At 70.6% G+C, this 20,587-nt stretch carries 23 protein-coding genes; 16 read left to right on the top strand and 7 right to left on the bottom strand.

From position 1 onward, the window contains the following. Window positions 1-33 precede the first annotated feature (33 nt). The 8 genes from hemA to ppk2 all read left to right on the top strand — a co-directional run bounded on the left by hemA (window position 34) and on the right by ppk2 (window position 7,400). Entirely contained in the window at window positions 34-1,317 is a 1,284-nt protein-coding gene (gene hemA / locus PG878_RS04115; RefSeq protein ID WP_209032064.1) for a glutamyl-tRNA reductase, read from the top strand. After that, window positions 1,295-2,380 carry a peptide chain release factor 1 gene (gene prfA, locus PG878_RS04110; RefSeq protein WP_010341257.1) on the top strand — a complete coding sequence of 362 codons (1,086 nt, stop codon included), beginning with the start codon at window positions 1,295-1,297 and terminating at the stop codon, window positions 2,378-2,380. The genes hemA and prfA overlap by 23 nt, the downstream gene beginning before the upstream one ends. Further along, window positions 2,377-2,829: a GNAT family N-acetyltransferase gene (locus tag PG878_RS04105; protein ID WP_209032065.1), complete on the top strand. Its 453-nt coding sequence runs from the start codon at window positions 2,377-2,379 to the stop codon at window positions 2,827-2,829. Before prfA ends, PG878_RS04105 begins: the two co-directional genes overlap by 4 nt. A 40-nt stretch (window positions 2,830-2,869) precedes the next feature. Beyond that, window positions 2,870-4,582 carry an O-linked N-acetylglucosamine transferase, SPINDLY family protein gene (locus PG878_RS04100; RefSeq protein ID WP_209032066.1) on the top strand — a complete coding sequence of 571 codons (1,713 nt, stop codon included), beginning with the start codon at window positions 2,870-2,872 and terminating at the stop codon, window positions 4,580-4,582. A gap of 313 nt (window positions 4,583-4,895) precedes the next feature. Next, a complete protein-coding gene (locus tag PG878_RS04095; RefSeq protein WP_244672697.1) occupies window positions 4,896-5,522 on the top strand; it encodes a hypothetical protein in 627 nt (208 codons plus the stop codon). 216 nt (window positions 5,523-5,738) lie between these two features. Next, complete coding sequence (gene moaB, locus PG878_RS04090; RefSeq protein WP_209032067.1) at window positions 5,739-6,257, top strand: molybdenum cofactor biosynthesis protein B; 519 nt, start codon at window positions 5,739-5,741, stop codon at window positions 6,255-6,257. Between the two features lie 13 nt (window positions 6,258-6,270). Then, a complete protein-coding gene (locus PG878_RS04085; protein ID WP_209032068.1) occupies window positions 6,271-6,615 on the top strand; it encodes a helix-turn-helix domain-containing protein in 345 nt (114 codons plus the stop codon). Beyond that, a complete protein-coding gene (gene ppk2 / locus PG878_RS04080; RefSeq protein WP_209032069.1) occupies window positions 6,612-7,400 on the top strand; it encodes a polyphosphate kinase 2 in 789 nt (262 codons plus the stop codon). The genes PG878_RS04085 and ppk2 overlap by 4 nt, the downstream gene beginning before the upstream one ends. Window positions 7,401-7,865: 465 nt before the next feature. Here the strand turns inward: ppk2 and PG878_RS04075 are convergent, their stop codons facing one another. Beyond that, the gene (locus tag PG878_RS04075; RefSeq protein WP_425510489.1) at window positions 7,866-8,507 is read right to left on the bottom strand and encodes a TlpA family protein disulfide reductase; all 642 of its coding nucleotides are present in this window, start codon (window positions 8,505-8,507) and stop codon (window positions 7,866-7,868) included. Further along, entirely contained in the window at window positions 8,504-9,778 is a 1,275-nt protein-coding gene (locus PG878_RS04070; RefSeq protein WP_209032070.1) for a YihY family inner membrane protein, read from the bottom strand. The genes PG878_RS04075 and PG878_RS04070 overlap by 4 nt, the downstream gene beginning before the upstream one ends. A gap of 76 nt (window positions 9,779-9,854) precedes the next feature. On the opposite strand from PG878_RS04070, the gene wrbA reads away from it, so the two are divergent. From wrbA to ybaK, 4 genes are all read left to right on the top strand, one after another. After that, window positions 9,855-10,451 (top strand): NAD(P)H:quinone oxidoreductase, encoded by a 597-nt coding sequence (wrbA, locus tag PG878_RS04065; RefSeq protein WP_209032071.1) that lies wholly within the window; start codon window positions 9,855-9,857, stop codon window positions 10,449-10,451. After that, entirely contained in the window at window positions 10,448-10,804 is a 357-nt protein-coding gene (locus PG878_RS04060) for a DUF2069 domain-containing protein (protein WP_209032072.1), read from the top strand. Before wrbA ends, PG878_RS04060 begins: the two co-directional genes overlap by 4 nt. Window positions 10,805-10,883: 79 nt before the next feature. Then, window positions 10,884-11,369, top strand: coding sequence for an asparaginase domain-containing protein (locus PG878_RS04055; RefSeq protein WP_017909075.1), 486 nt, complete (start codon window positions 10,884-10,886; stop codon window positions 11,367-11,369). A gap of 10 nt (window positions 11,370-11,379) precedes the next feature. Then, complete coding sequence (gene ybaK / locus PG878_RS04050) at window positions 11,380-11,853, top strand: Cys-tRNA(Pro) deacylase (protein WP_209032073.1); 474 nt, start codon at window positions 11,380-11,382, stop codon at window positions 11,851-11,853. Between the two features lie 303 nt (window positions 11,854-12,156). Here ybaK and PG878_RS04045 read toward each other — a convergent pair whose 3' ends face one another. The 3 genes from PG878_RS04045 to sufT all read right to left on the bottom strand — a co-directional run bounded on the left by PG878_RS04045 (window position 12,157) and on the right by sufT (window position 16,263). Then, window positions 12,157-13,929, bottom strand: coding sequence for a S8 family peptidase (locus PG878_RS04045; RefSeq protein ID WP_209032323.1), 1,773 nt, complete (start codon window positions 13,927-13,929; stop codon window positions 12,157-12,159). A 572-nt stretch (window positions 13,930-14,501) separates the two neighbouring features. Then, entirely contained in the window at window positions 14,502-15,602 is a 1,101-nt protein-coding gene (locus PG878_RS04040) for a branched-chain amino acid aminotransferase (protein ID WP_209032074.1), read from the bottom strand. Window positions 15,603-15,711: 109 nt separating this feature from the next. Further along, window positions 15,712-16,263 carry a putative Fe-S cluster assembly protein SufT gene (sufT, locus tag PG878_RS04035; protein WP_209032075.1) on the bottom strand — a complete coding sequence of 184 codons (552 nt, stop codon included), beginning with the start codon at window positions 16,261-16,263 and terminating at the stop codon, window positions 15,712-15,714. A gap of 105 nt (window positions 16,264-16,368) precedes the next feature. On the opposite strand from sufT, the gene PG878_RS04030 reads away from it, so the two are divergent. After that, the gene (locus PG878_RS04030; protein ID WP_209032076.1) at window positions 16,369-16,788 is read left to right on the top strand and encodes a hypothetical protein; all 420 of its coding nucleotides are present in this window, start codon (window positions 16,369-16,371) and stop codon (window positions 16,786-16,788) included. Window positions 16,789-17,020: 232 nt separating this feature from the next. Here the strand turns inward: PG878_RS04030 and PG878_RS04025 are convergent, their stop codons facing one another. Both PG878_RS04025 and PG878_RS04020 read right to left on the bottom strand, forming a co-directional pair. After that, window positions 17,021-18,463 carry an NAD(P)(+) transhydrogenase (Re/Si-specific) subunit beta gene (locus PG878_RS04025; protein WP_425611773.1) on the bottom strand — a complete coding sequence of 481 codons (1,443 nt, stop codon included), beginning with the start codon at window positions 18,461-18,463 and terminating at the stop codon, window positions 17,021-17,023. 131 nt (window positions 18,464-18,594) lie between these two features. Beyond that, complete coding sequence (locus PG878_RS04020) at window positions 18,595-18,906, bottom strand: NAD(P) transhydrogenase subunit alpha part 2 (protein ID WP_017909519.1); 312 nt, start codon at window positions 18,904-18,906, stop codon at window positions 18,595-18,597. Window positions 18,907-19,071: 165 nt separating this feature from the next. Between PG878_RS04020 and PG878_RS04015 the strand changes: the two genes are divergently transcribed. From PG878_RS04015 to PG878_RS04005, 3 genes are read left to right on the top strand one after another with little or no spacing between them, the layout of a single operon-like run. Further along, window positions 19,072-19,647: an RNA polymerase sigma factor gene (locus tag PG878_RS04015; protein WP_010341237.1), complete on the top strand. Its 576-nt coding sequence runs from the start codon at window positions 19,072-19,074 to the stop codon at window positions 19,645-19,647. Further along, window positions 19,644-20,051, top strand: a complete 408-nt coding sequence (locus PG878_RS04010; protein WP_209032077.1) for a hypothetical protein — start codon at window positions 19,644-19,646, stop codon at window positions 20,049-20,051. Before PG878_RS04015 ends, PG878_RS04010 begins: the two co-directional genes overlap by 4 nt. Before the next feature lie 5 nt (window positions 20,052-20,056). Next, a complete protein-coding gene (locus PG878_RS04005; RefSeq protein ID WP_209032078.1) occupies window positions 20,057-20,554 on the top strand; it encodes a DUF3106 domain-containing protein in 498 nt (165 codons plus the stop codon). Window positions 20,555-20,587 lie beyond the last annotated feature (33 nt).

Genomic DNA, 20,587 nt, shown 5'->3' with positions numbered 1-20,587 from the left:
ATGGCCAGCAGCTTATCGCAAGCAACTGAACAGATGACGTTGTGGGTGCTCGGATTGAACCACCAGACCGCGCCGGTCGACCTGCGCGAACGGGTGGCATTCGCCGGCGACGCATTGCCGCGCGCGCTGCAATCGCTGCGTGCGCTGCCCGAGGTCGCCGAGGCGGCGCTGCTGTCCACCTGCAACCGCACCGAGCTGTACGCCATCGCCGGCGATGCGCAGCACCTGGCCGACTGGCTGGATTCGCACGCTGCCGGCCTGCACGGTTACCTGTACCAGCACCAGGACGCGGATGCGGTGCGGCACCTGTTCCGGGTCGCCACCGGGCTGGACTCGATGGTGCTGGGCGAGCCGCAGATCCTCGGCCAGGTGAAGGACGCCTGGTCGCTGGCGCGCGAGCACGGGGCGATGGGCAGCCGCCTGGACCGGCTGTTCCAGCAGACCTTCTCGGTGGCCAAGCGCGCGCGCACCGACACCCGGGTCGGCGCCAATCCGGTCTCGGTCGCCTCCACCGCGGTGCGCCTGGCGCAAAGTTCCTTCGCCCGGCTCAGCGAATCCACCGTGCTGCTGGTCGGCGCCGGCGAGACCATCGAACTGGCCGCCAAGCATCTCAGCGAGGGCCGCGTGCGGCGCCTGCTGATCGCCAACCGCACCCTCGCCCATGCGCAGGAGCTGGCCAGCCGCCACGGCGGCGTGGCGCTGCCGCTGAGCGAGCTGGAGCGCCACCTGCACGAGGCCGACGTGGTGTTCTCGGCCACCGCCGCGCGCGAGCCGGTGGTGACGCGGGCGCAGGTCGAACAGGCGCTGCGCGCGCGCAAGCACAAGCCGATGCTGCTGTTCGATCTGGCGGTGCCGCGCGACATCGAGGCCGCCGTGGCCGACCTGGCCGATGCCTACCTGTACACCGTCGACGACCTGGAGCGCGCGGTCGAGGACAACCGTCGCGGTCGCCGCGAGGCCGCCGAGGCGGCCGAGGCGATCATCGACCTGCAGGTCGTGCGCTACATGGAGGCGCTGCAGGCCAGCACCCGCCAGGCGCCGCTCAAGCGCCTGCGTGCGCATGGCGACAGCACCCGCGACGACGTGCTGGCCAAGGCGCGGCAGCAACTGGCGCACGGCAAGCCGGCCGACGAGGTGCTGGAGTTCCTCGCCAACACTCTGACCAACCGCCTGCTGCATCCGCCCACCGCGGCGCTGCGCGAGGCGGCGCTGCGCGGCGACGCCGAGTTGGCGCGCGCCGCCGAACGCCTGTTCCCGGAGAAGCCGGGCTATTTCCACCCGATCCTGAAGACCGATGACACCGACCCTGCGCCGTAAGCTGGAGGCGCTGGCCGAGCGTCGCGAAGAACTCGAACGCCTGCTGTCCGACCCCGAGGTGGTGAGCGACAACACCCGCTTCCGCGACTACTCGCGCGAATTCGCGCAACTGGAGCCGGTCGCCGCCGCGCTGGCCGCCGAGGCCGCGGCGAAGGCCGACCTGGCCTCGGCCGAGGCGATGCGCGCCGATCCGGAACTGCGCGAACTGGCCGAGGAGGAAATCGCCGCCGCGCAGGCGCGCCTGGCCGAACTGGACGCGGAGCTGGCGCTGCTGCTGGTGCCGCGCGATCCGCGCGACGACGGCAACCTGTTCCTGGAAGTGCGCGCCGGCACCGGCGGCGACGAGGCGGCGATCTTCGCCGGCGACCTGTTCCGCATGTACGCGCGTTATGCCGAACGCCAGGGCTGGAAAGTGGAAGTGGAATCGGACAGCCCCGGCGAGCACGGCGGCTACAAGGAGGTGGTGGCGCGCATCGTCGGCCGCGGCGCCTACTCCAAACTCAAGTTCGAATCCGGCACGCACCGCGTGCAGCGCGTGCCGGCGACCGAGTCGCAGGGCCGTATCCACACCTCGGCGGCGACGGTGGCGATCATTCCCGAGGCCGACGACGTGGAGGAGATCGCGATCAATCCGGCCGACCTGAAGATCGATACCTTCCGCTCCTCCGGCGCCGGCGGCCAGCACGTCAACAAGACCGAGTCGGCGATCCGCATCACCCACGTGCCCAGCGGCGTGGTGGTCGAGTGCCAGACCGAGCGCAGCCAGCACGCCAACCGCGACAAGGCGCTGAAGCGGCTCAAGGCGCAGTTGCTGGAGGCCGAGCGCAGCAAGCAGGCCGCGGCCGAGGCGCAGGACCGCAAGCTGCAGGTCGGCAGCGGCGACCGCAGCCAGCGCATCCGCACCTACAACTTTCCGCAGGGCCGCATCACCGATCACCGCGTCGAGGGCCTGACCCTGTACGACCTGCCGAACGTCATCGAGGGCGATCTGGATGCACTGATCGGGCGCCTGAGCCACGAGCACCAGGTCGACGAACTGGCACGACTGAGCGACAGCCCATGAGCGTGCGCGTGCGCCTGGCCGCTGCGCACGACCTGCCGACGCTGGCAGCGCTGTTCGATGCCTACCGGCAGTTCTACGGGCAGGCGCCGAACCTGGCGACCGCGCACGCCTTCCTGGCGGCGCGCCTGGCCGGGGCCGAGTCGGTCGTGCTGCTGGCCGAACGCGATGCGCAGGCCGCCGGCTTCGTGCAGTTGTATCCGTCCTTTTCTTCGGTGCGGGCAGCGCGACTGTGGATCCTCAACGATCTGTACGTGGCGCCCGCGCACCGCCGCCACGGCGTGGCGCAGGCGCTGCTGCACGCCGCCGAACGCCACGCCGCGGACGATGGCGCGGTGCGCATCGTGCTGGAGACGGCGCAGGACAATGTCGCCGCGCAGGCCCTGTACCGCGCCTGCGGCTGGCAGCAGGAGCTGAGCGCGCAGCACTACGTCAAGGCGCTGGTGCCGTGAGCGTGCGCCGCCCGCGATCGGTCGCGGCCGTCACGGCGGCATGAACGGCGGCGCCGACGAACGCCTGCCACTGCAGGCCGCGGTGCGGCGCGATCCGCAGGATTTCCTGGCCTGGGTGATGCTCGCCGATGCCGAGCTCGGCGCCGGTGCAGTGGTGGCCGGCGAACAGGCGGCCGTGCGCGCGCTGCAACTGCGCCCCGGCCACCCGGAAGCGCTGGCGCGGCTGGGCCGGGTGCGCTGGACCCAGGGCCGCCATGCCGAGGCCGCGCAAGCGCTGCGCGAAGCGCTGCAGCAGGCGCCGCAGCACCCCGGCATCGCGGTGTGGCTGGGCCACGCGCTGGAGGACAACGGCGAGGCCGAAGCCGCGGCGCAGGCCTACGCGCATGCGCACGCCCTGCTGCCGCAGGAGCCATCGATCGCCGCCTACCTGCTGAACTGGCGCCGCAAGCTGTGCGACTGGCGCGAGCTGGACGCGCTGTCGCAGCAGGTGCGCAGCGCGGTGCGACAGGGACACCCGGCGATCGAACCGTTCGCCTTCCTCAACGAGGACGCGGGCGCGGACGAACAACTGCGCTGCGCACGCAACCGCGCCCAGGCGCTGGCGCGCACCGTCGCGCCGCTGCCGGCGGTACAGGTGCGCCGCGACGGCGGGCTGCGCATCGGCTTCCTGTCCAACGGCTTCGGCGCGCATCCCACCGGCCTGCTGACCGTCGCCCTGTTCGAACACTTGCGCGCGCACGTCGACCTGGAGATGCACCTGTTCGCGCTCAACGGCGACGACCGCAGCGCGCTCCGCACACGCCTGCAGGCGGCCGCACACGCGTGGCACAAGGTCGCCGGGCAGCCGCATCGGCAGATCGCCCAGCGCATCCGCGACGCCGGCATCGACCTGCTGTTCGATCTGCGCGGCTGGGGTGGCGGCGGCACGCCGGAAGTGCTGGCGCTGCGCCCGGCACCGGTGCAGGTGAACTGGCTGGCCTACCCCGGCACCTCCGGCGCGCCGTGGATCGACTACGTGGTCGGCGATGCCTATGCGTTGCCGCCGGCGCTGGCCGCGCACTACAGCGAGCGGGTGCTGCGGCTACCGCGCGCGTTCCAGCCGTCCGACGCCACCCGCGTCGTCGGCACGCCGCCCGCTCGTCGCGATTGCGGCCTGCCCGACCACGGCACCGTGTTCTGCTGCTTCAACAACAGCTACAAGCTCGGCCCGCGCAGCATGGCGCGGATGCTGGAGGTGCTGCGCCAGGTGCCGGACAGCGTGCTGTGGCTGCTGTCCGGCCCGGGCCAGGCCGACGACCGGTTGCGCGCGGCAGCCGCAACGGCCGGGGTGGACCCGACGCGCCTGCGCTTCATGCCCAAGCTGGCGCACCCGGAGTATCTGGCGCGCTACCGGCACGCCGACCTGTTCCTGGACACGCATCCGTACAACGCCCACACCACCGCCTCCGATGCCTTGTGGGCCGGCTGCCCGGTGCTGACCTGCCCCGGCAGCACCTTCGCCGCACGCGTGGCCGGCAGCCTCAACCATCATCTCGGCCTGGACGAGATGAATGCCGCCGACGACGCGGCGTTCGTCGCCACCGCGGTGCGCCTGGGGCGCGATCCCGCGGCGCTGCAGGCGCTGCGCGAACGACTGCACGCACGGCGCGCGGACAGCGGCCTGTTCGACATGCGCGGCTTCGCCGACGACTTCGCCGCGCTGCTGCGCGACACCGCCGCCCGCCACGGTTGGCAAGGCGCGGTCTCGGCCTGACCGAGATCGCTTGCGGATGCGCCGCACCGCCACCGCACCACCGCAGGCATCGGGCAGCGCAAGGCACTGACGCCCGTTACCTGTCGCCATCGGACTACCGTTGGCCCGCTGGCATCGCATCCTTGAGTCGCTCGGCACGTGCAATGCCACGACGCGCACCTGATGAGGACGCTCCGTCGCGGCAGATCGCGCCGGCAGCGAGTGCAGGACGCTGGACGTGCATGTCCACCTCCACTCGGATCCGCCTCGATACTTGACCTCAAGTCGACTTGAGGTCCGACACTGCGCACACGCTCCCCGTGCAGATCCCGCGATGTCGCTGTCGTCTCCCACTCCCCTGCCCCCTCCTCCCGCACGCAGCATGCTGCTCGCCGAGGCCAACATCCCCGACCGGACCGCGCTGTTCGACTGCGTGCGCGGCCTGTGCGACCACCGCCTGCACGCCCTGACCTGGATGGAATCGCTGGGCGGTGCCCCCGACCTGCTGTACGCGCGCTGCTGCTACGACGTGGCGCCGGAACTGCATGGACTGCTGCGTGCACGCCTGCCGGCGCTGCGGCGGACGCTGCGCCGCTACCAGCGCATCCGCAGCGGCGTGTCCGATCCCCATCGTGCGCCGTCCTGTGTCGTGGTCACCCGCATCGCGACACGTGATGCAGCGCAGGCACACGACCGCGCCGATGCCGCCTTCGCCGCGCTGCAGGATGGCCCGCATGCGCTGCGGGGGCTGATCGCCGCGCATCTGTACTTGTCCGACGACGGCCGCACTTTGCTCGAATGCACCGCGTGGCACAGCGCCGACGCGCAGCGTCGCGCCCTGCAGCGCGAACCCGAGCGCCTGCCGCTGGCCGCCGATCGCGCCGCGCGCGTCGGCCGCTTCCGGCCACGTGCCCTAGTGCTGCCAGGCAACCAAGCGTCACCGATCCGCATCCATGCCTGAATCGACAGACACGCGCGTGCAGTGTGCATGTGCGCCGCCGCCCGCCCGGACCGCAGCCCATGCGCACGGCTGCCGCGTACAGGCCCCCATGCCTCGGCGGTCGGCCGTCCTGACCGTGCCGCCGCTCGCTCGACAGACCTGGCCCAGCGCAGCCGCGGCTGAAGCGCCGGCGCGCCCAGGCTGTACGCCGGCCGGGCGAGCGGCTAGGCTGCCGGCATGAGCGCCAACGCCGACTTCATCGCCTTGAACCTGTGCGTGCTGACCGTCTCAGACACGCGCACCCTCGACCAGGACAGCTCCGGCGACTACCTGATCGCCGCCCTCCAGGGCGTCGGTCATCGCCTGCATGCGCGGGCGCTGCTGCCGGACGATCGCTACCGGATGCGCGCCACGGTCTCGGCCTGGATCGCCGATCCGCAGGTGGACGGCATCCTGGTCACCGGCGGCACCGGCTTCACCGGCCGCGATTCCACGCCCGAGGCGCTGCTGCCGCTGCTGGACAAGGAGATGCCCGGGTTCGGCGAGCTGTTCCGTGCGATCAGCGTCGAGGAGATCGGCACCTCCTCGCTGCAGTCGCGCGCCTTCGCCGGCCTGGCCAACGCCACCTTCCTGTTCTGCCTGCCCGGCTCCACCTCGGCTTGCCGCACGGCCTGGGAGCGGATCATCGCCGCGCAACTGGATGCCCGCACCCGTCCCTGCAATCTGGCCACGCTGCGCCCGCGGCTGAAGGAATGACCTGGACTCCCGCATGCCCCTGGACACCACGTTGCGCCTGCTGGCCAAGGCCAGCGGCATGAGCGCCGCGGACATCGCCGCGGCCATCCCGCGCGCCGGCGCGGCCACGGTCAAGGCCTGGATGGCCGGCGAGAAATTGCCTGGACGCGCCCAACTCACCGCATTGGCGCGCACCTTCGGCGTCCCCGCCGGCGCGCTGCTCGGCGAACTGGCCAGCCAGTTGGACCCGGCACGCACCCGCGGCGAACACGATCTGCTGCAGGCCTACCGCGCCCTCGACACGCGCCAGCAGGGCGCGCTGCTGGAAGTGGCGCGCAGCATGGCCGGCACCGGCAGCCGCAAGCGGAGCAGCAAATGAGTCATCTGAAGCGCAAGCAGTACAAGGCCCTGATGCAGCCGCTGCAGCTGGAACTGACCGCGATGGCGCAGGCGGTGCAGCACAGCGGCGAGCGTGTGCTGGTGCTGTTCGAAGGCCGCGACACCGCCGGCAAGGGCGGCGCCATCCAGGCCATCGCCGAACATCTGAATCCACGCCAGTGCCGCGTGGTCGCCCTGCCCAAGCCGACCGACCGCGAAGCCACGCAGTGGTATTTCCAGCGCCACATCGCGCACCTGCCGGCCGCCGGCGAGATCGTGCTGATGGACCGCAGCTGGTACAACCGTGCCGGCGTGGAGCGGGTCATGGGCTACTGCAGCGACGCCGAGTACCACGCCTTCCTGCGCCAGACCCCGCTGTTCGAGCGGCTGCTGGTGGACGACGGCATCCGCCTGTTCAAGTATTGGCTGTGCGTGGACCAGGCGCAGCAGGAAAAGCGCTTCGCCGAGCGCCTGCACGACCCGCTGAAGGGCTGGAAGCTGTCGCCGGTGGACCTGAAGTCGCGCAGCCAGTACGCCGACTACACCCGCGCGCGCGAGGCGATGCTGGAAGCCACCCACCGCGACTACGCGCCGTGGACCCTGGTCGACTTCAACGACCAGAAGCGCGGCCGCCTGACCCTGATCCGGCACCTGCTCGACCAACTGCCGGAAACCCGCCTGCACGAACCGGACCTGGACCTGCCGCCGCTCAAGCACAAGCTGCACAAGGAAAAGTTCGGGCTGCTGCAGCCGATTCCGTCGTATGAGGTCGGGAGTGGGGATTAGGGATTGGGGATTGGTTGCGGCGCGCAGTCGTCGCCTTCCGACAGCGCCTCGCTTGGCGCGCCCACCCACAGCCATTTCAGGGATAGCGCGTCGCGGCTGAAGCCGCGTTTAAGGGGGGCAGGCGCCTGCTTAGTGGTGTGCGAGCCGAGACCAGCGTAGGAGCGGCTTCAGCCGCGACGAGCGAAGCCATCCCATCCTTCCGTCGCGCAAGGCGTCGGGACTGAAGTCCCTCCCACAAGGACTACCCTCGGTTTCCGACGCATCGGATGGAATTGCGGACTCACCCGCAACATCACCACCGATCAGCTTTTCAGGTCGCGGCTGAAGCCGCTCCTACAGGGATGCCCACAGCGATGCTGAGGCGATCCGATGGCGTTTCCGCACGCATGGAAGCGCGCATTCCAATCCCCAATCCCGAATGCCCAATCCCAGGCGGCGGCCACGCTGCCCAGCCAACCGACACCCTCACCCCGCCGCCTTGCCCTTGCCCTGCCCGGGGGCCGGGCCACCGGCGGCGGCGATCGCGGTTTCGATGTCGTGGGCGGTGACCGGCCCCAGGAACTGCTTGGCGAGCTTGCCGTCGGGCGCGATCAGGTAGGTCATCGGCAGGCCGCGCGGGGTGGCGAAGTCGGCCGGCGGCGCATAGGTGTCGACGATGACGATCGGATAGGCGACCGGGTGCTGCTTCAGGAACGCCTGCATTTCCGCCGGCTCGATGTCCTCGTAGGCCAGGCCCACCACCTCGATGTTGTCGCGCATCACGTGCAGGGCCGACAGCTCCGGCATTTCCTTCAGGCACGGCGCGCACCAGGTCGCCCAGAAATTCACCACCACCCACTGCCCGCGGTGCGCGGCCAGGTCGTACTCGCGGCCGTCCACCGCCTTCATCTTCAGGGTCGGCTCGGGGCGGGTCTCCTGCACCACCGACGGTCCGGCCGCCGGCGCGGCGGGCGCCTCCGGCGCTGCCGGGGCCGACGGTGCCGTCGGCGCGGAGGACGGCGCGGTGGTCGCGGCGCCGTCGGCCGGCTTCGGCGTGGGCTGGCGGTCGCACCCGGCCAGCAGGGCGGCGGCGGCGAACAGCGGGAACAACAGGCGCATGGCGGTCATGCAAGGTCTCCGATCTCGGTGTAGAGGTCGCCGACGCGACGCTTGAGCACGTCGCGCAACGGCAGGCGCAGTTCGTCCAGCGCGCGACACGCCGCCTGGCCCAGGGCGTCGTCGCGGCACGGCAGATAGGTCTCGACGACAGGGATGCGCAACTGGCAATTCTCGTACAGCTCGGCCACCGGCAGGTCGCTCAGGTCGCGGGCCAGCAGCCAGTCGCCCTGCTCGGTGCGGCGGAGCAGGCGGATGCGCTCCAGTTCGCACAACAGTTGTTGCATCAGCGAGTCGGTCAGCATCGGCTCCAGCTGCAGGATCTGGTCCTCCTGCAGGCCGCTGCCCTGCTTGCGCGCCTGCGCGAAACGCCCGAGCAGGCGCAGCAGGCCGTAGATCTCGTAGCCGGCCGGCAGGCGCATCGAGGCCGGCTGGTAGCGGAAGGCGGCGATCGAGGACGACACCGAGGCGCCGAGCAGGATCGCGATCCAGCTCAGGTAGATCCACAGCAGGAAGATCGGCACGAACGCCACCGTGCCGTAGATGCGCTGGTACGACTGGAAGCTGCCCAGGTACAGGCTCAGGCCCCACTTCACCAGTTCCAGCAGCAGCACCGCCAGCAGCGCGCCGGGCACCGCGTGGCGCAGCTTGACCGTGTGGTGCGGCACCACCCGGTACACCAGGGTGATGCAGACGAACTCGATCAGCACCGGCGCCACGCTCAGCACCACCTGCGCCAGCAGCCGGCCCTCGCTGGTCTTGAACAGCGGCAGCGCGAAGAAGCGCGCCGACACCGCCAGCGACGCCGCGGCCAGCAGCGCGCCGAGGGTCAGCACGGTCCAGTACACCAGGAAGCGAGTCAGCTGCGGCCGCGCCGACACCACCCGCCAGATCTGGTTGAAGGTCTGTTCGACGCTGTTGAGGGTGATCAGCAACGAGACCACCAGCGCGATCACGCCGGCGGTGGTCAGCTGCCCGGCGCTGGCCGAGAACTGCCGCAGGTAGGCCTCCACCGAGCGCGCGGCGGCCGGCACGAAGTTGGAGAAGATGTAGTCGCTGAGCTGGTCGCTCCACTTGTCGAACACCGGGAACGCCGACAGCACCCCGAACACCACCACCGCCAGCGGCACCAGCGCGAAGATGGTGGTGTAGGCCAGCGAGGCCGCGGCCTGGAACAGCCGGTCGTCGATGAAGCGCCGCCACAGGAAGCCGGCGAAGCTGCGCATGCGCGCGCGGTCGCGCAGGCGATCGGCCCAGAGATTGACGGTGTCCAGCGGCTGCATCGGGCAAGGGTACCCGATGCGCATGGACGCCGGCATCGTCGATACTGGCGGCCGTTCCGATCCACGAGAGGGCCGCATGGCCGAGATTCTGGTCCTGTACTACAGCCGCGGCGGCTCGGTGGCGCGCCTGGCGCGGCAGATCGCGCGCGGCGTCGGCGAGGTGCCGGGCATGGCCGCGCGCCTGCGCACCGTGCCGCCGGTGGCCGCGGTCACCCAGACCAGCGCACCGCCTGTGCCCGACAGCGGCGCGCCGTACGTGGATGCCAGCGACCTGCGCGACTGCGTGGGCCTGGCGCTGGGCAGCCCGACCCGCTTCGGCAACATGGCCGCACCCGTCAAGCACTTCATCGACGGGCTCGGCGCCGACTGGGCCAGCGGCACCCTGGCCGGCAAGCCGGCGGCGGTCTTCACCTCGACCGCGTCGCTGCACGGCGGCCAGGAAGCCACCCTGCTGTCGATGCACCTGCCGCTGCTGCACCACGGCTGCCTGATCGTCGGCATTCCCTACACAGAACCGCTGCTCAGCAGCACCCGCAGCGGCGGCACGCCGTACGGTGCCAGCCACGTCGCCGGCGCCGACGACGATCCGCAGCCCAGCGAGGAAGAAGCGCAACTGGCGCGTGCGCTCGGCCGGCGCCTGGCCGAGATCGCGCAGCGCTTGGCGGCGCCATGAGCGGCGGGCGCCTGCGAGTGGCGCTGGGGGCGACGCTGCTGGCGCTGGCGGCGCTGTTCGCGGCCTGGTTCCACGACGATCGCCACAGCCTGGCGGCCCTGCTGGTGTTCGCGCTGCCGCCGCTGCTGCTCGCCGTGGGCGTGCTGCGCGGCTCGGCGCTGGCGCGGTTCTGGAGCGGCGTCGGCGCGCTGCTGTGGTTCAGCCATGGGGTGATGACCGCCTGGAGCCACCCGCCGCAGCGCGGCTTCGGCTGGGCCGAACTGCTGCTGGCGCTGCTGGTGGTGGGCCTGTCCAGCGCACCGGGCATCCGCGCGCGCTTCGCCCGCCGCCGCGCCGCGGCCGGACGCGACTGAGCGGCCGCCCCGCCGCGCCCGGTATCATGGACGGCCTGCGCGGCCACCGCCGCGTCCCGACATGCTTCTAGGAACGGCAATGGAAGAACTCCTGATCGTCACCACCGGCGGCACGATCGACAAGATCTACTTCGACGACAAGTCCGACTACCAGATCGGCGACCCGCAGATCGGCCAGATCCTCAAGGAACTGGGCGTGACCTTCCGCTTCACCGTCATCCCGATCATCCGCAAGGATTCGCTGCACATCACCGACGAAGACCGCGAACTGATCCGCGCCACCATCGCCGCGCAGTCGGCGCGGCATGTGCTGATCACCCACGGCACCGACTCGATGGTGCAGACCGGCAAGGTGCTGCAGGCGATCGAGGGCAAGACCATCGTGATGACCGGCGCGCTGAACCCGGCGCGCTTCCGCGGCTCCGACGCCGAGTTCAACATCGGCTGCGCGGTCGGCGCGGTGCAGTCGCTGCCGGCCGGCGTCTACATCGCCATGAACGGGCGCATCTGGGACCCGCAGAAGGTGCGCAAGAACGTGGCGGCGAACCGTTTCGAAGCCGCCTGAGCGAAGGGCGATGTCCAAGGCCACGCGCGCGACCAAGGCGCTGGATGCGGCGGGCATCGCCTATCGGCTGCATCCCTACGACTACGAAGCCGAAGCCGGCGCCAAGGGCCTGCAGGCCGCGCAGGCGCTGGGCCTGCCGCCGGAGCGGGTGCTGAAGAGCCTGATGGCCTGGGTCGATACGCGCGCGGTCTGCGTGGTGGTCCCGTCCGACCGCCGCGTGCAGTTGAAGAAGCTTGCCGCCGCCGCGGGCGGCAAGGCGGCGCGGATGATGGAGGCCGCCGAGGCCGAACGCCGCACCGGCTACAAGGTCGGCGGCATCAGTCCGCTGGGCCAGCAGCGGCCGGCGCCGGTGCTGGTGGAGCAAACGGCACTGGGCGCAGGCAGCGTGTGGTTCAACGCCGGGCAGCGCGGCCTGCTGCTGGAAATGGACGCCGCGCAAGTGCTCGACGCGCTGCAGGCGCGTGCCTGCGATCTGTGCGAGTAGTGGCGACGTCGGCGCGGGTGGCGTAGAGCGCGATCTTGCCGATCGCCGCGCCCCACAGACGGCACCGGGATCCACGCCGCCGTGCCGACGAGCGGACCGCACGACGATCGCAGCGATGGCCGGCAGCGGGTGTAGCGCCATGCCGCGCCAGGCGACAGCGCGCGCCCTTCACCCATGAAAAAGCCCCGCGCCGAAGCGCGGGGCGACCAAGCGTGGCGGCATCGGCATCATCCTGGCCGATCGCTGCGATCCGGCACCGGGAGGTGCGCGGCGGCCATGACGCGGCCGCCGCGACGGAGTGCCTCAGTAGTCGGCCTTCAGGCTGAGCCCGGAGAACGTGCTGTACGCCTTGACCCGCACGTAGTAGGTACCGGCCTGCGGCGAGTTGAAGGTGCAGCTCTCGTTGTTGCCGTTCTTGTACGGACGGCAGTCGTAGGCCGAATCGGTCGGCGCGCTGCCGAAGCGCACGTACAGGTCGGCATCGCCGCTGCCGCCGGAGGTGGTGACCACCAGGCTGCTGGCGCCGGACGGCACCTTGACGGTGTAGTTCAGCGAGGAGCCGCTGCTGGCGCTGAGGCCGGTGACCGCCACGCCGTCCTGCAGCTCGTTGCTGCTGCCGCCACCACCGCCACCACCGCTGCTGCCGCCGCTCTGCGCCGCGGTGACCGCTGCGTTGGCGTCGAGCAGGCCGGCGCCACAGCCCTGCGAGCAGGAGAAGCTGGCCGCGGTGTTCTTGATGGTGCTCTCCACCTGCGCCGGGGTCAGCGCGGTCGGCGCCACCGACTGCATCAGCGCGACCACGCCGGCCACGTGCGGGGTCGCCATCGAGGTGCCGTTGTAGGAGGCATAGCTCGGGTTGCCCGGGGTGGTGGTGCCGTCGTTGAGCGTGGACAGGATGCTCGAGCCCGGCGCGGAGATGTCGATGCCCGCGCCGTAGTTCGAGTAGCTGGCCTTGGCCCGCGACGAGGTGGTGGCCGCCACCGCGATCACGTTGTTGCAGTTGGCCGGCACCGAGCTGGACACGTTGGTCGAACTGTTGCCCGCCGCCACCACCACCGTGGTGCCGCGGCCGACCGCGCCGTTGATGGCGTTCTGGTAGGTGCTCGAGCAGGTGCCGCTGCCGCCCAGCGACATGTTGATGACTTCGGCCGGGTTCTGGTTGGCCGGCACGCCGCTGACGGTGCCGCCGGAGGCCCAGGTGATCGCATCGGCGATGTCGGAGGTGTAGCCGCCGCACTTGCCGAGCACGCGCACCGGCAGGATCTTGGCCTTGAACGCGGTGCCGGCCACGCCGGTGCCGTTGTTGGTGACCGCGGCGATGGTGCCGGCCACGTGGGTGCCGTGCCAGCTCGAATTGGAGGCAGGCGAACCGGAGTAGCACTCGCCGGCGGCGGCCCAGTCGCCTTCGTCGGCCGGGTTGCTGTCGCGGCCGTCGCCGTCGCGTGCGGAATCCGCATCGCTGATGAAGTCGTAGCCTTGCAGGACGTTGGCGTTGAGATCGGGGTGGCTGGTGATGCCGGTGTCGATCACCGCCACCACCACGCCGTCGCCGGTGGCCTTGTCCCAGGCCGAGCGCACGTTGATGCCGGCATTGGTGGTGCCGAAGGCCCACTGGTCGCCCAGGCGTGGATCGTTCGGGGTCAGCGCGATGGTCATGCGCTGGTCGACCTCGACGTACTCGACGTTCGGGTCGGCGGCGATCTGCCGCATCAGCGTCTCGGCCTCGGCACGATCCAGCGGACGGCTGGCCTTGACCACTTCCGGCCCCAGCGCCAGGCGGCGCAGGCTGGTCAGGCCGAGCGCACGGCCGTTCTTGGCCGGCAGCGCGGCGGCGGCCGACTGCAGCGTCGCGCGCAGCGCCGCCGAGGGCGCCGCCGCAGCGGCGGACGCGCTGGAGATGCTGACCGGCGCGGCATCGCGGGTCTTGACGATGAAGCGCTGTACGGTCGGTTCGGAAGACAGGCCGGAGAGGTTCACGTCACCGGCGAACGCTGGGGTGGCCAGCAGCAGCGAGGTGAGAGCGGAGGCGCCCAGCACGACCAGCCACGGACGCTGGCGCGACCCACGATGCGACATTTCGGACATTCGGACTTCCTTTCGGTTGAGTAGCCGCCTGATGGCGGGTGTTTCGCGCCGCACCGGTCCGGTCGAAACCTGAACCTGGCGTGCATTGCGAGCCCGGTCGGATGGCGTGTTACCGACCATTCATCGACGCTAGCTCAGTACAAGCGCGTATGGAGCAGGGCGTGACGGAAATCCGTTGTACAAAACAAGGAAATGCAATGAACGTCGATGTCACAAAGAGAATTGCACCTCGTTTTTGCTGCATTGCAACATGGCCAGACGCCATATTTGGCAAATACGGGGCAACTTTTTGGCTCCCGCACGACGCGTCGGCAAGAAAGAGAGACATCGGATACAGACAGCCGGGCTGACCGACAGGACACCCGGCCGCATCCGGACAGACACGGACTGTCCGGGAAAACCCTTGGAGAGCTCAGGCAGCGGCGGCGCGAAGACCAGGCGCCGGCGCCGCAACGCAGATGCCGTCCGTTATCGCCGGCGGCATGACCGGACCCGACGCCAGACGGCACGAGGACCATCCGCCAGGGCAGCCGGCGGCCACCCTGGCGCCGGGCGCGGCAGGCTCAGCCCAGCCGCACCAGCCAGCCGTGGCGGTCGGCGACGCGGCCGTACTGGATGTCGGTCAGTTCCTGGCGCAGCGACAGCGTCACCGGGCCGGCCGGGGCGGTGAGGTCGCCGACCGCGAAATCCTTGCCCTTGAGCTGGCCGATCGGGGTGACCACCGCGGCGGTCCCGCAGGCGAACACCTCGGCGATCTCGCCCGAGGCCACACCGTCGCGCCACTCGTCGATGCTGACCTGCCGCTCCACCACCTGCATGCCGCGGTCGCGGGCCAGTTGCAGGATGCTGTCGCGGGTGATGCCTTCCAGGATGCTGCCCGACAGCGCCGGGGTGACCAGGCTGCCGTCGCGCATCACCAGGAACACGTTCATGCCGCCCAGTTCCTCGATGTACTTGCCCTCGACCGGGTCGAGGAACAGCACCTGCGAGCAGCCCTGCGCCTGCGCCTGCTGCTGCGGCAGCAGCGAGGCAGCGTAGTTGCCACCGCACTTGGCCGCACCGGTGCCGCCCTTGGCGGCGCGCGCGTAGTCGGTGGACAGCCAGATCGCCACCGGCGCCACGCCCTTGGCGAAATAGGCGCCGGCGGGACTGGCGATGACGTAATAGCCGGCCTTCTGCGCGGCGCGCACGCCCAGGAAGGCCTCGTTGGCGATCATGAACGGGCGGAAATACAGGCTGGTCTCCGGCGCCGACGGCACCCATTCGGCATCGACCGCGATCAACTGCCGCAGCGATTCCACGAACAGCTCCACCGGCAGCTCCGGCAGCGCCAGGCGCTGCGCCGAGCGCTGCAGGCGCTTGCCGTTGGCCTCCGGGCGGAAGGTCCAGATCGAGCCGTCGGCATGGCGGTAGGCCTTGATGCCTTCGAAGATTTCCTGGCCGTAGTGCAGCACCGAGGCGGCCGGGTCCAGCGCCAGCGGGCCGTAGGCGCGCACTTCGGCGTCGTGCCAGCCCTGCTCGCGGCTCCATTCGATGGCGACCATGTGGTCGGTGAAATAGTTGCCGAAGCCCGGCGCGGCGAGGATCTGCGCGCGCGCCTCGGCGCTGCGCGCGGCGGTGGACGGGGTCAGGCGGAACTGCGTGGACGGCTCGGTAGCGGACACCGGGAATTCCTGTGGTAGTCGAGGGATGGCCAGGGCCGCGGCGTCGCGTTGACGGCGGCGGCGGCGCCCGATCGGGCTCCGTCACGACGCGCGAGGCGTCGCGCGCGGGTCAGAGCATGCCGGTTTCCAGGCGCGCGGCCTCGGACATCATATGCCGGCCCCACGGCGGATCGAACACCAGTTCGACGTCGGCCTCGGCGATGGTCGGGATCATCTCCAGCTTGCTGCGCACGTCGTCGACCAGGATCTCGCCCATGCCGCAACCCGGCGCGGTCAGGGTCATCTTGACCTCGACGGTGCGCTGGCCATCGTCGCGCGCGTGCATGGTCACGTCGTAGATCAGCCCCAGATCGACGATGTTGAACGGGATCTCGGGGTCGAAGCAGGTGCGCAACTGCTGCCAGATCAAGGCCTCGACCTGCTCGTCGCCGGCGCCCTCGGGCAGTTCCAGCCCCGGCGGCGGCTCCTTGCCGATGGCGTCGCCGTCCTTGCCGGCGATGCGGAACAGGTTGCCCTCCACGAACACCGTGTAGCTGCCGCCCAGGGCCTGGGTGATATAGCCATAGCTGCCGGCCGGCAGGGTCACCCCATCGCCCTGCGGCACCATCACCGCGGCGCAATCGCGTTCGAATTGGACAGGTTCGCTGCTGCGTGAGTACATGGGGGCGATATGGGGCCAGGCCCCGCCGGTGCAAGTCGTGCAGTTTATCCGAGTGCGCGGGGCGCGCGCCGGAAGTATCCTGTACGCCTTCTCCGGGAACATCGAATGCCGCCTTCCTCCACGCCGGCCAGGTCCTCGCACTGGCTGTGGCCCCTGCTGCTCGCCATGGGCTGTTTCACCGCACTGATCGCCTGGTTGCTGGTGGCGCTGTCGCTGGGTCGCCAGGCCGGCTGGATGGCCGTGGCGGTGGCGCTGGAGATCGCCTGGATGCTGCGCCTGGGCGGCCTGCCGCGCGGGCCACTGCGCATCGCGGTGGCGATGGTCGCCACGGTGCTGGTGATCGTCGCCGCCAACTGGGGCATCGCCGCCGCGCAGATGGGCGCGGGGCTGGGCCTGAACGTGTGGGATTCCTCGCTGAAGATGGGCGCCCACTACGCCTGGACCCTCACCCTGCTGGCCAACAGCCCCGGCGATCTGCTGTGGCTGGGCATCGGCGTGGCCGCGGCGTATTTCAGCGCGCGCTGAGCATGCCTGGGCGCGGCGGATGCCGCTGGGGTGGCAATGGTCGTTGCGGCCCGAGATCACGAGCATCCGCCTTCGCCATCAGCGCATCGCTTTTTGCAGGAGCGGCTCTTGTCCCCTTTTGTGGGATCAGCGCGACCAGGCGTTACCGGTAACGTCTGGTCGCGGCTGAAGCCGCTCCTACGGGTCCCGCTCTCGCTGCGCCACCCTGCCCCGCCAGTCCGCCTGCAACGGCTCAGTGCCCGCCGCCGTCCAGCGCCTTCAGTTCGCTAACCAGGGCGCCGGCCGCCTCAGCGCCGTCGCCGTAGAGCATGCGGGTGTTGTCGGCATAGAACAGCGCGTTCTCGATGCCGGCGAAGCCGGTGCCCTTGCCGCGCTTGATGACGATGACGTTCCTGGAGTTGACCACGTCCAGGATCGGCATGCCGTAGATCGGGCTGGCCGGGTCGGTCTTGGCCACCGGGTTGACCACGTCGTTGGCGCCGATCACCAGCGACACGTCGGTGCTGGCGAACTCGGGGTTGATGTCGTCCATGTCGGCGATCAGGTCGTAGGGCACGCCGGCTTCGGCCAGCAGCACGTTCATGTGCCCAGGCATGCGCCCCGCTACCGGGTGGATCGCGAACTTGACCTTGACCCCGCGTTCGATCAGCCGCTGCGCCAGCTCCCAGATCTTGTGCTGCGCCTGCGCCACCGCCATGCCGTACCCGGGCACGATCACCACGCGCTCGGCGTAGGCCATCATCGCCGCCACGTCGCCGGCCTCGATCGGTTTCTGGCTGCCGGCGATCGCCTGCGCCTGGCCGCCACCGCCGAAGTTGGAGAACAGCACGCCGCGGATCGGCCGGTTCATCGCCTTGGCCATCAGCCGGGTCAGCAGGATGCCGGCCGCACCGACCATCATGCCTGCGATGATCAGCGCCTCGTTGCCGAGCACGTAACCCTCGAACGCCACTGCCAGGCCGGTGAAGGCGTTGTACAGCGAGATCACCACCGGCATGTCGGCGCCGCCGATCGGCAGCGTCATCAGCACGCCCAGGGCCAGCGCCAGCACGAAGAACAGCACGATCGCCAGCGGACTCAGGCTGATCGCCGCCCACGCGCCGACGCCCAGCATCGCCAGGCACACCAGCAGGTTGAACGCCTGCTGCCCGGGGAAGGTGACGCGCTTGTCCAGGCGCCCGTCGAGCTTGGCCCAGGCGATGATCGAGCCGGACAGCGACACCGCGCCGATCGCCGAGCCGATCACCGCCAGCGCCAGCGTGGTGGCGTCGGGCTGGCGCGCAGCCAGCGCGGCGATCGCCGCCTCGCTCCAGTGGGTGGTGTCGCGGCGCATCAGGAACGAGAAGCGCAACAGTTCCACCGCGCCGATCGCCGCCGCCGAGCCGCCGCCCATGCCGTTGTACAGCGCGACCATCTGCGGCATGTCGGTGATCGCGACCTTCTTGGCCGAGATCCATGCCGCAGCGGTGCCGATCACGATCGCCAGCAGGATCAGGGGCAGGTTGTGCAGGCCCGGCAGCAGGAACGTCGCCGCGGTGGCCAGCAGCATGCCGAATCCGGCCCAGTGGATGCCGCTGCGCGCGGTCCTGGGCGAGGCCATGCGCTGCAGGCCGAGCAGGAACAGGGTGGCGGCGACCAGATAGCTGCTCTTGATCAGGATCGGCAACAGTTCCATCAGCAGGCGTGCTCCGAAAAAGGACATCTGCCCGAGCGGCAGCAAGTAGGAAAGAACGACCAGCGCGATGCCGAGCAACGCGAGCAAGGCGACCACGGCCAGCGCCGCGGCGATGCGCCGCTGCCGCGCATTCAATCCTTCGCCTTGGTCTTGGACGCGTCCGGCTTGCTGGACTTGAACATGTCGAGCATGCGCTCGGTCACCACGTAACCGCCGGCGGCATTGCCGGCGCCGAGCAGTACCGCGACGAAGCCGATGGCCTTTTCCAGGGTGGTGTCGGCATGGCCCAGCACCACCATCGCGCCGATCAGCACGATGCCGTGGATGAAGTTGGAACCGGACATCAGCGGGGTGTGCAGGATCACCGGCACCCGCGAGATGATCACATGCCCGGCGATGGCCGCCAGCATGAAGATGTACAAGGCCACGAACCCGTCGCTCATCGCACTGTTCTCCCGGGCGCCGCGCCCGTCCGCCGCATCATAACCGTCTGCTGAACCGCTGTGCGATGCCGCCGTGCCGTTCCACCAGGCCCGCGGCGTCCGGCCGGTCAACCGCGGCCGCCGCGGCGCGTTAACCACGGCATCCCCCCGCCAGGAAGCTAAGCTGTGCTGGTGAGCACGCCCGCCCTCGCCCCGCCGTCGACCGATGCCGACACCGCGCAGCGCCCGCTGCCGGCGTCGCTGGACGCGTTCTTGGCCGAGATCGGGCCGCGCGCGTTCCGCTTCGCCGAAGCCGGCCTGCGCCAGCGCGAGGACGCGCTGGATGCGGTGCAGGACGCGATGATCAAGCTGCTGGCCTACCGCGAGCGTCCGGCGCAGGAATGGACGCCGCTGTTCTGGAGCATCCTGCGCCGGCGCATCATCGACCTGCAGCGCCGCCGCAACTTCCGCCTGCGCTTCTGGGCGCCGACCAGCGAACGCGACGCGGACAGCCCGCCGGACTGGGCCGACGACGGACCCAATCCATCCGAGCAGCACGAGCGCCGGCAGACCCATGCGCGCCTGGTGACGGCGCTGCGCGCACTGCCGGCGCGGCAGCGCGAGGCCTTCACCCTGCGCGTGCTGGAAGAGCTGGACGTGGCCACCACCGCGCGCGCGATGGGCTGCTCGGAAGGCTCGGTGAAAACCCATCTGTCGCGCGCCCGCGAGGCGCTGCAGAAACAACTGGAGGACGTCCGATGACATCCGATCCCATCCGCTCCGCGGACTTCGACGCGCGCCTGCGCGCCGTCCACCAGGCCGGCCTGCAGGCCCTGCCCGCACCGACCCTGGCGCGGCTGCGCGCCGCGCGCCGGCAGGCCAGCCAGACGCGCCCGGCGCCATTCCTGCGCCGGGGCTGGCTGCTGGCGGCGGTGCCGGCGCTGCTCGGTGCGGCGCTGGGCGTGCACCTGCTGCTGCGTCCGGCACCGTCGGTACCGATCGCCACCGCCAGCGTCGCCGCCGGCACGACCGCAGCGGCGTCCACGCCGACGGGCGCCAGCGCAAGCACCGACAGCGACCAGGCCGCGAGTGCGACCGCGATGCTGGACGAAAATCCCGACCTGTACCTGTGGCTGGGTTCCGATACCTCGCTGGCAATGGAATGAACCCGATGACTCGCCTGATCCGACGTTCCCTGGCGCTGGCGCTGCTGGCCGGCAGCGCCATCCCGGCCTTCGCCGCGCCGCCCCCGCCGGGGCCGCCGCCACCGCCTTTCGCAGCGGATCGCGACGACGATACCGGCCCGCCGCTGCCCGACTGGGAACACCTGAGCCCGCAGCAGCGCGAGTTGCTGATCGCGCCCCTGCGCCAGCGCTGGAACGACACCCCGCAGCAACGCCGGCGCATGTTCGAGCATGCGCAGCGCTGGCAGTCGATGACCCCGGAACAACGCGAGCAAGCGCGCAAGGGCGCCCGCCGCTACGAGGACATGAACCCGCGACAGCGCGAGGAGGCGCGGGTGCTGTTCGACCGTATGCGTGCGCTGCCGCCGGAGCAGCGCAAGGCGCTGCGCGACCGCTGGGAAGCGATGACGCCGGCGCAACGCGCCGCCTGGGTCCGTGCCAATGCCGGCTCGGACGACCGCCCGCCGCCGGATGCTTCCAGGTAAGCGAAACGCGGCGCCTGTCCAAGCCTGAGGCGC

Source organism: Xanthomonas hawaiiensis (assembly GCF_031834635.1).
Lineage (GTDB): Bacteria > Pseudomonadota > Gammaproteobacteria > Xanthomonadales > Xanthomonadaceae > Xanthomonas_A > Xanthomonas_A sacchari.
Note: the sequence above shows the minus strand (reverse complement) of the source record. Positions and strands in the feature narration are given on the sequence as shown.

Coding starts and splice junctions, on each gene's coding strand:
- hemA (WP_209032064.1), top strand. CDS start 34: ATGACGTTGTGGGTGCTCGGATTGAACCACCAGACCGCGCCGGTCGAC.
- prfA (WP_010341257.1), top strand. CDS start 1,295: ATGACACCGACCCTGCGCCGTAAGCTGGAGGCGCTGGCCGAGCGTCGC.
- PG878_RS04105 (WP_209032065.1), top strand. CDS start 2,377: ATGAGCGTGCGCGTGCGCCTGGCCGCTGCGCACGACCTGCCGACGCTG.
- PG878_RS04100 (WP_209032066.1), top strand. CDS start 2,870: ATGAACGGCGGCGCCGACGAACGCCTGCCACTGCAGGCCGCGGTGCGG.
- PG878_RS04095 (WP_244672697.1), top strand. CDS start 4,896: ATGTCGCTGTCGTCTCCCACTCCCCTGCCCCCTCCTCCCGCACGCAGC.
- moaB (WP_209032067.1), top strand. CDS start 5,739: ATGAGCGCCAACGCCGACTTCATCGCCTTGAACCTGTGCGTGCTGACC.
- PG878_RS04085 (WP_209032068.1), top strand. CDS start 6,271: ATGCCCCTGGACACCACGTTGCGCCTGCTGGCCAAGGCCAGCGGCATG.
- ppk2 (WP_209032069.1), top strand. CDS start 6,612: ATGAGTCATCTGAAGCGCAAGCAGTACAAGGCCCTGATGCAGCCGCTG.
- PG878_RS04075 (WP_425510489.1), bottom strand. CDS start 8,507: ATGACCGCCATGCGCCTGTTGTTCCCGCTGTTCGCCGCCGCCGCCCTG.
- PG878_RS04070 (WP_209032070.1), bottom strand. CDS start 9,778: ATGCAGCCGCTGGACACCGTCAATCTCTGGGCCGATCGCCTGCGCGAC.
- wrbA (WP_209032071.1), top strand. CDS start 9,855: ATGGCCGAGATTCTGGTCCTGTACTACAGCCGCGGCGGCTCGGTGGCG.
- PG878_RS04060 (WP_209032072.1), top strand. CDS start 10,448: ATGAGCGGCGGGCGCCTGCGAGTGGCGCTGGGGGCGACGCTGCTGGCG.
- PG878_RS04055 (WP_017909075.1), top strand. CDS start 10,884: ATGGAAGAACTCCTGATCGTCACCACCGGCGGCACGATCGACAAGATC.
- ybaK (WP_209032073.1), top strand. CDS start 11,380: ATGTCCAAGGCCACGCGCGCGACCAAGGCGCTGGATGCGGCGGGCATC.
- PG878_RS04045 (WP_209032323.1), bottom strand. CDS start 13,929: ATGTCGCATCGTGGGTCGCGCCAGCGTCCGTGGCTGGTCGTGCTGGGC.
- sufT (WP_209032075.1), bottom strand. CDS start 16,263: ATGTACTCACGCAGCAGCGAACCTGTCCAATTCGAACGCGATTGCGCC.
- PG878_RS04030 (WP_209032076.1), top strand. CDS start 16,369: ATGCCGCCTTCCTCCACGCCGGCCAGGTCCTCGCACTGGCTGTGGCCC.
- PG878_RS04025 (WP_425611773.1), bottom strand. CDS start 18,463: ATGGAACTGTTGCCGATCCTGATCAAGAGCAGCTATCTGGTCGCCGCC.
- PG878_RS04020 (WP_017909519.1), bottom strand. CDS start 18,906: ATGAGCGACGGGTTCGTGGCCTTGTACATCTTCATGCTGGCGGCCATC.
- PG878_RS04010 (WP_209032077.1), top strand. CDS start 19,644: ATGACATCCGATCCCATCCGCTCCGCGGACTTCGACGCGCGCCTGCGC.
- PG878_RS04005 (WP_209032078.1), top strand. CDS start 20,057: ATGACTCGCCTGATCCGACGTTCCCTGGCGCTGGCGCTGCTGGCCGGC.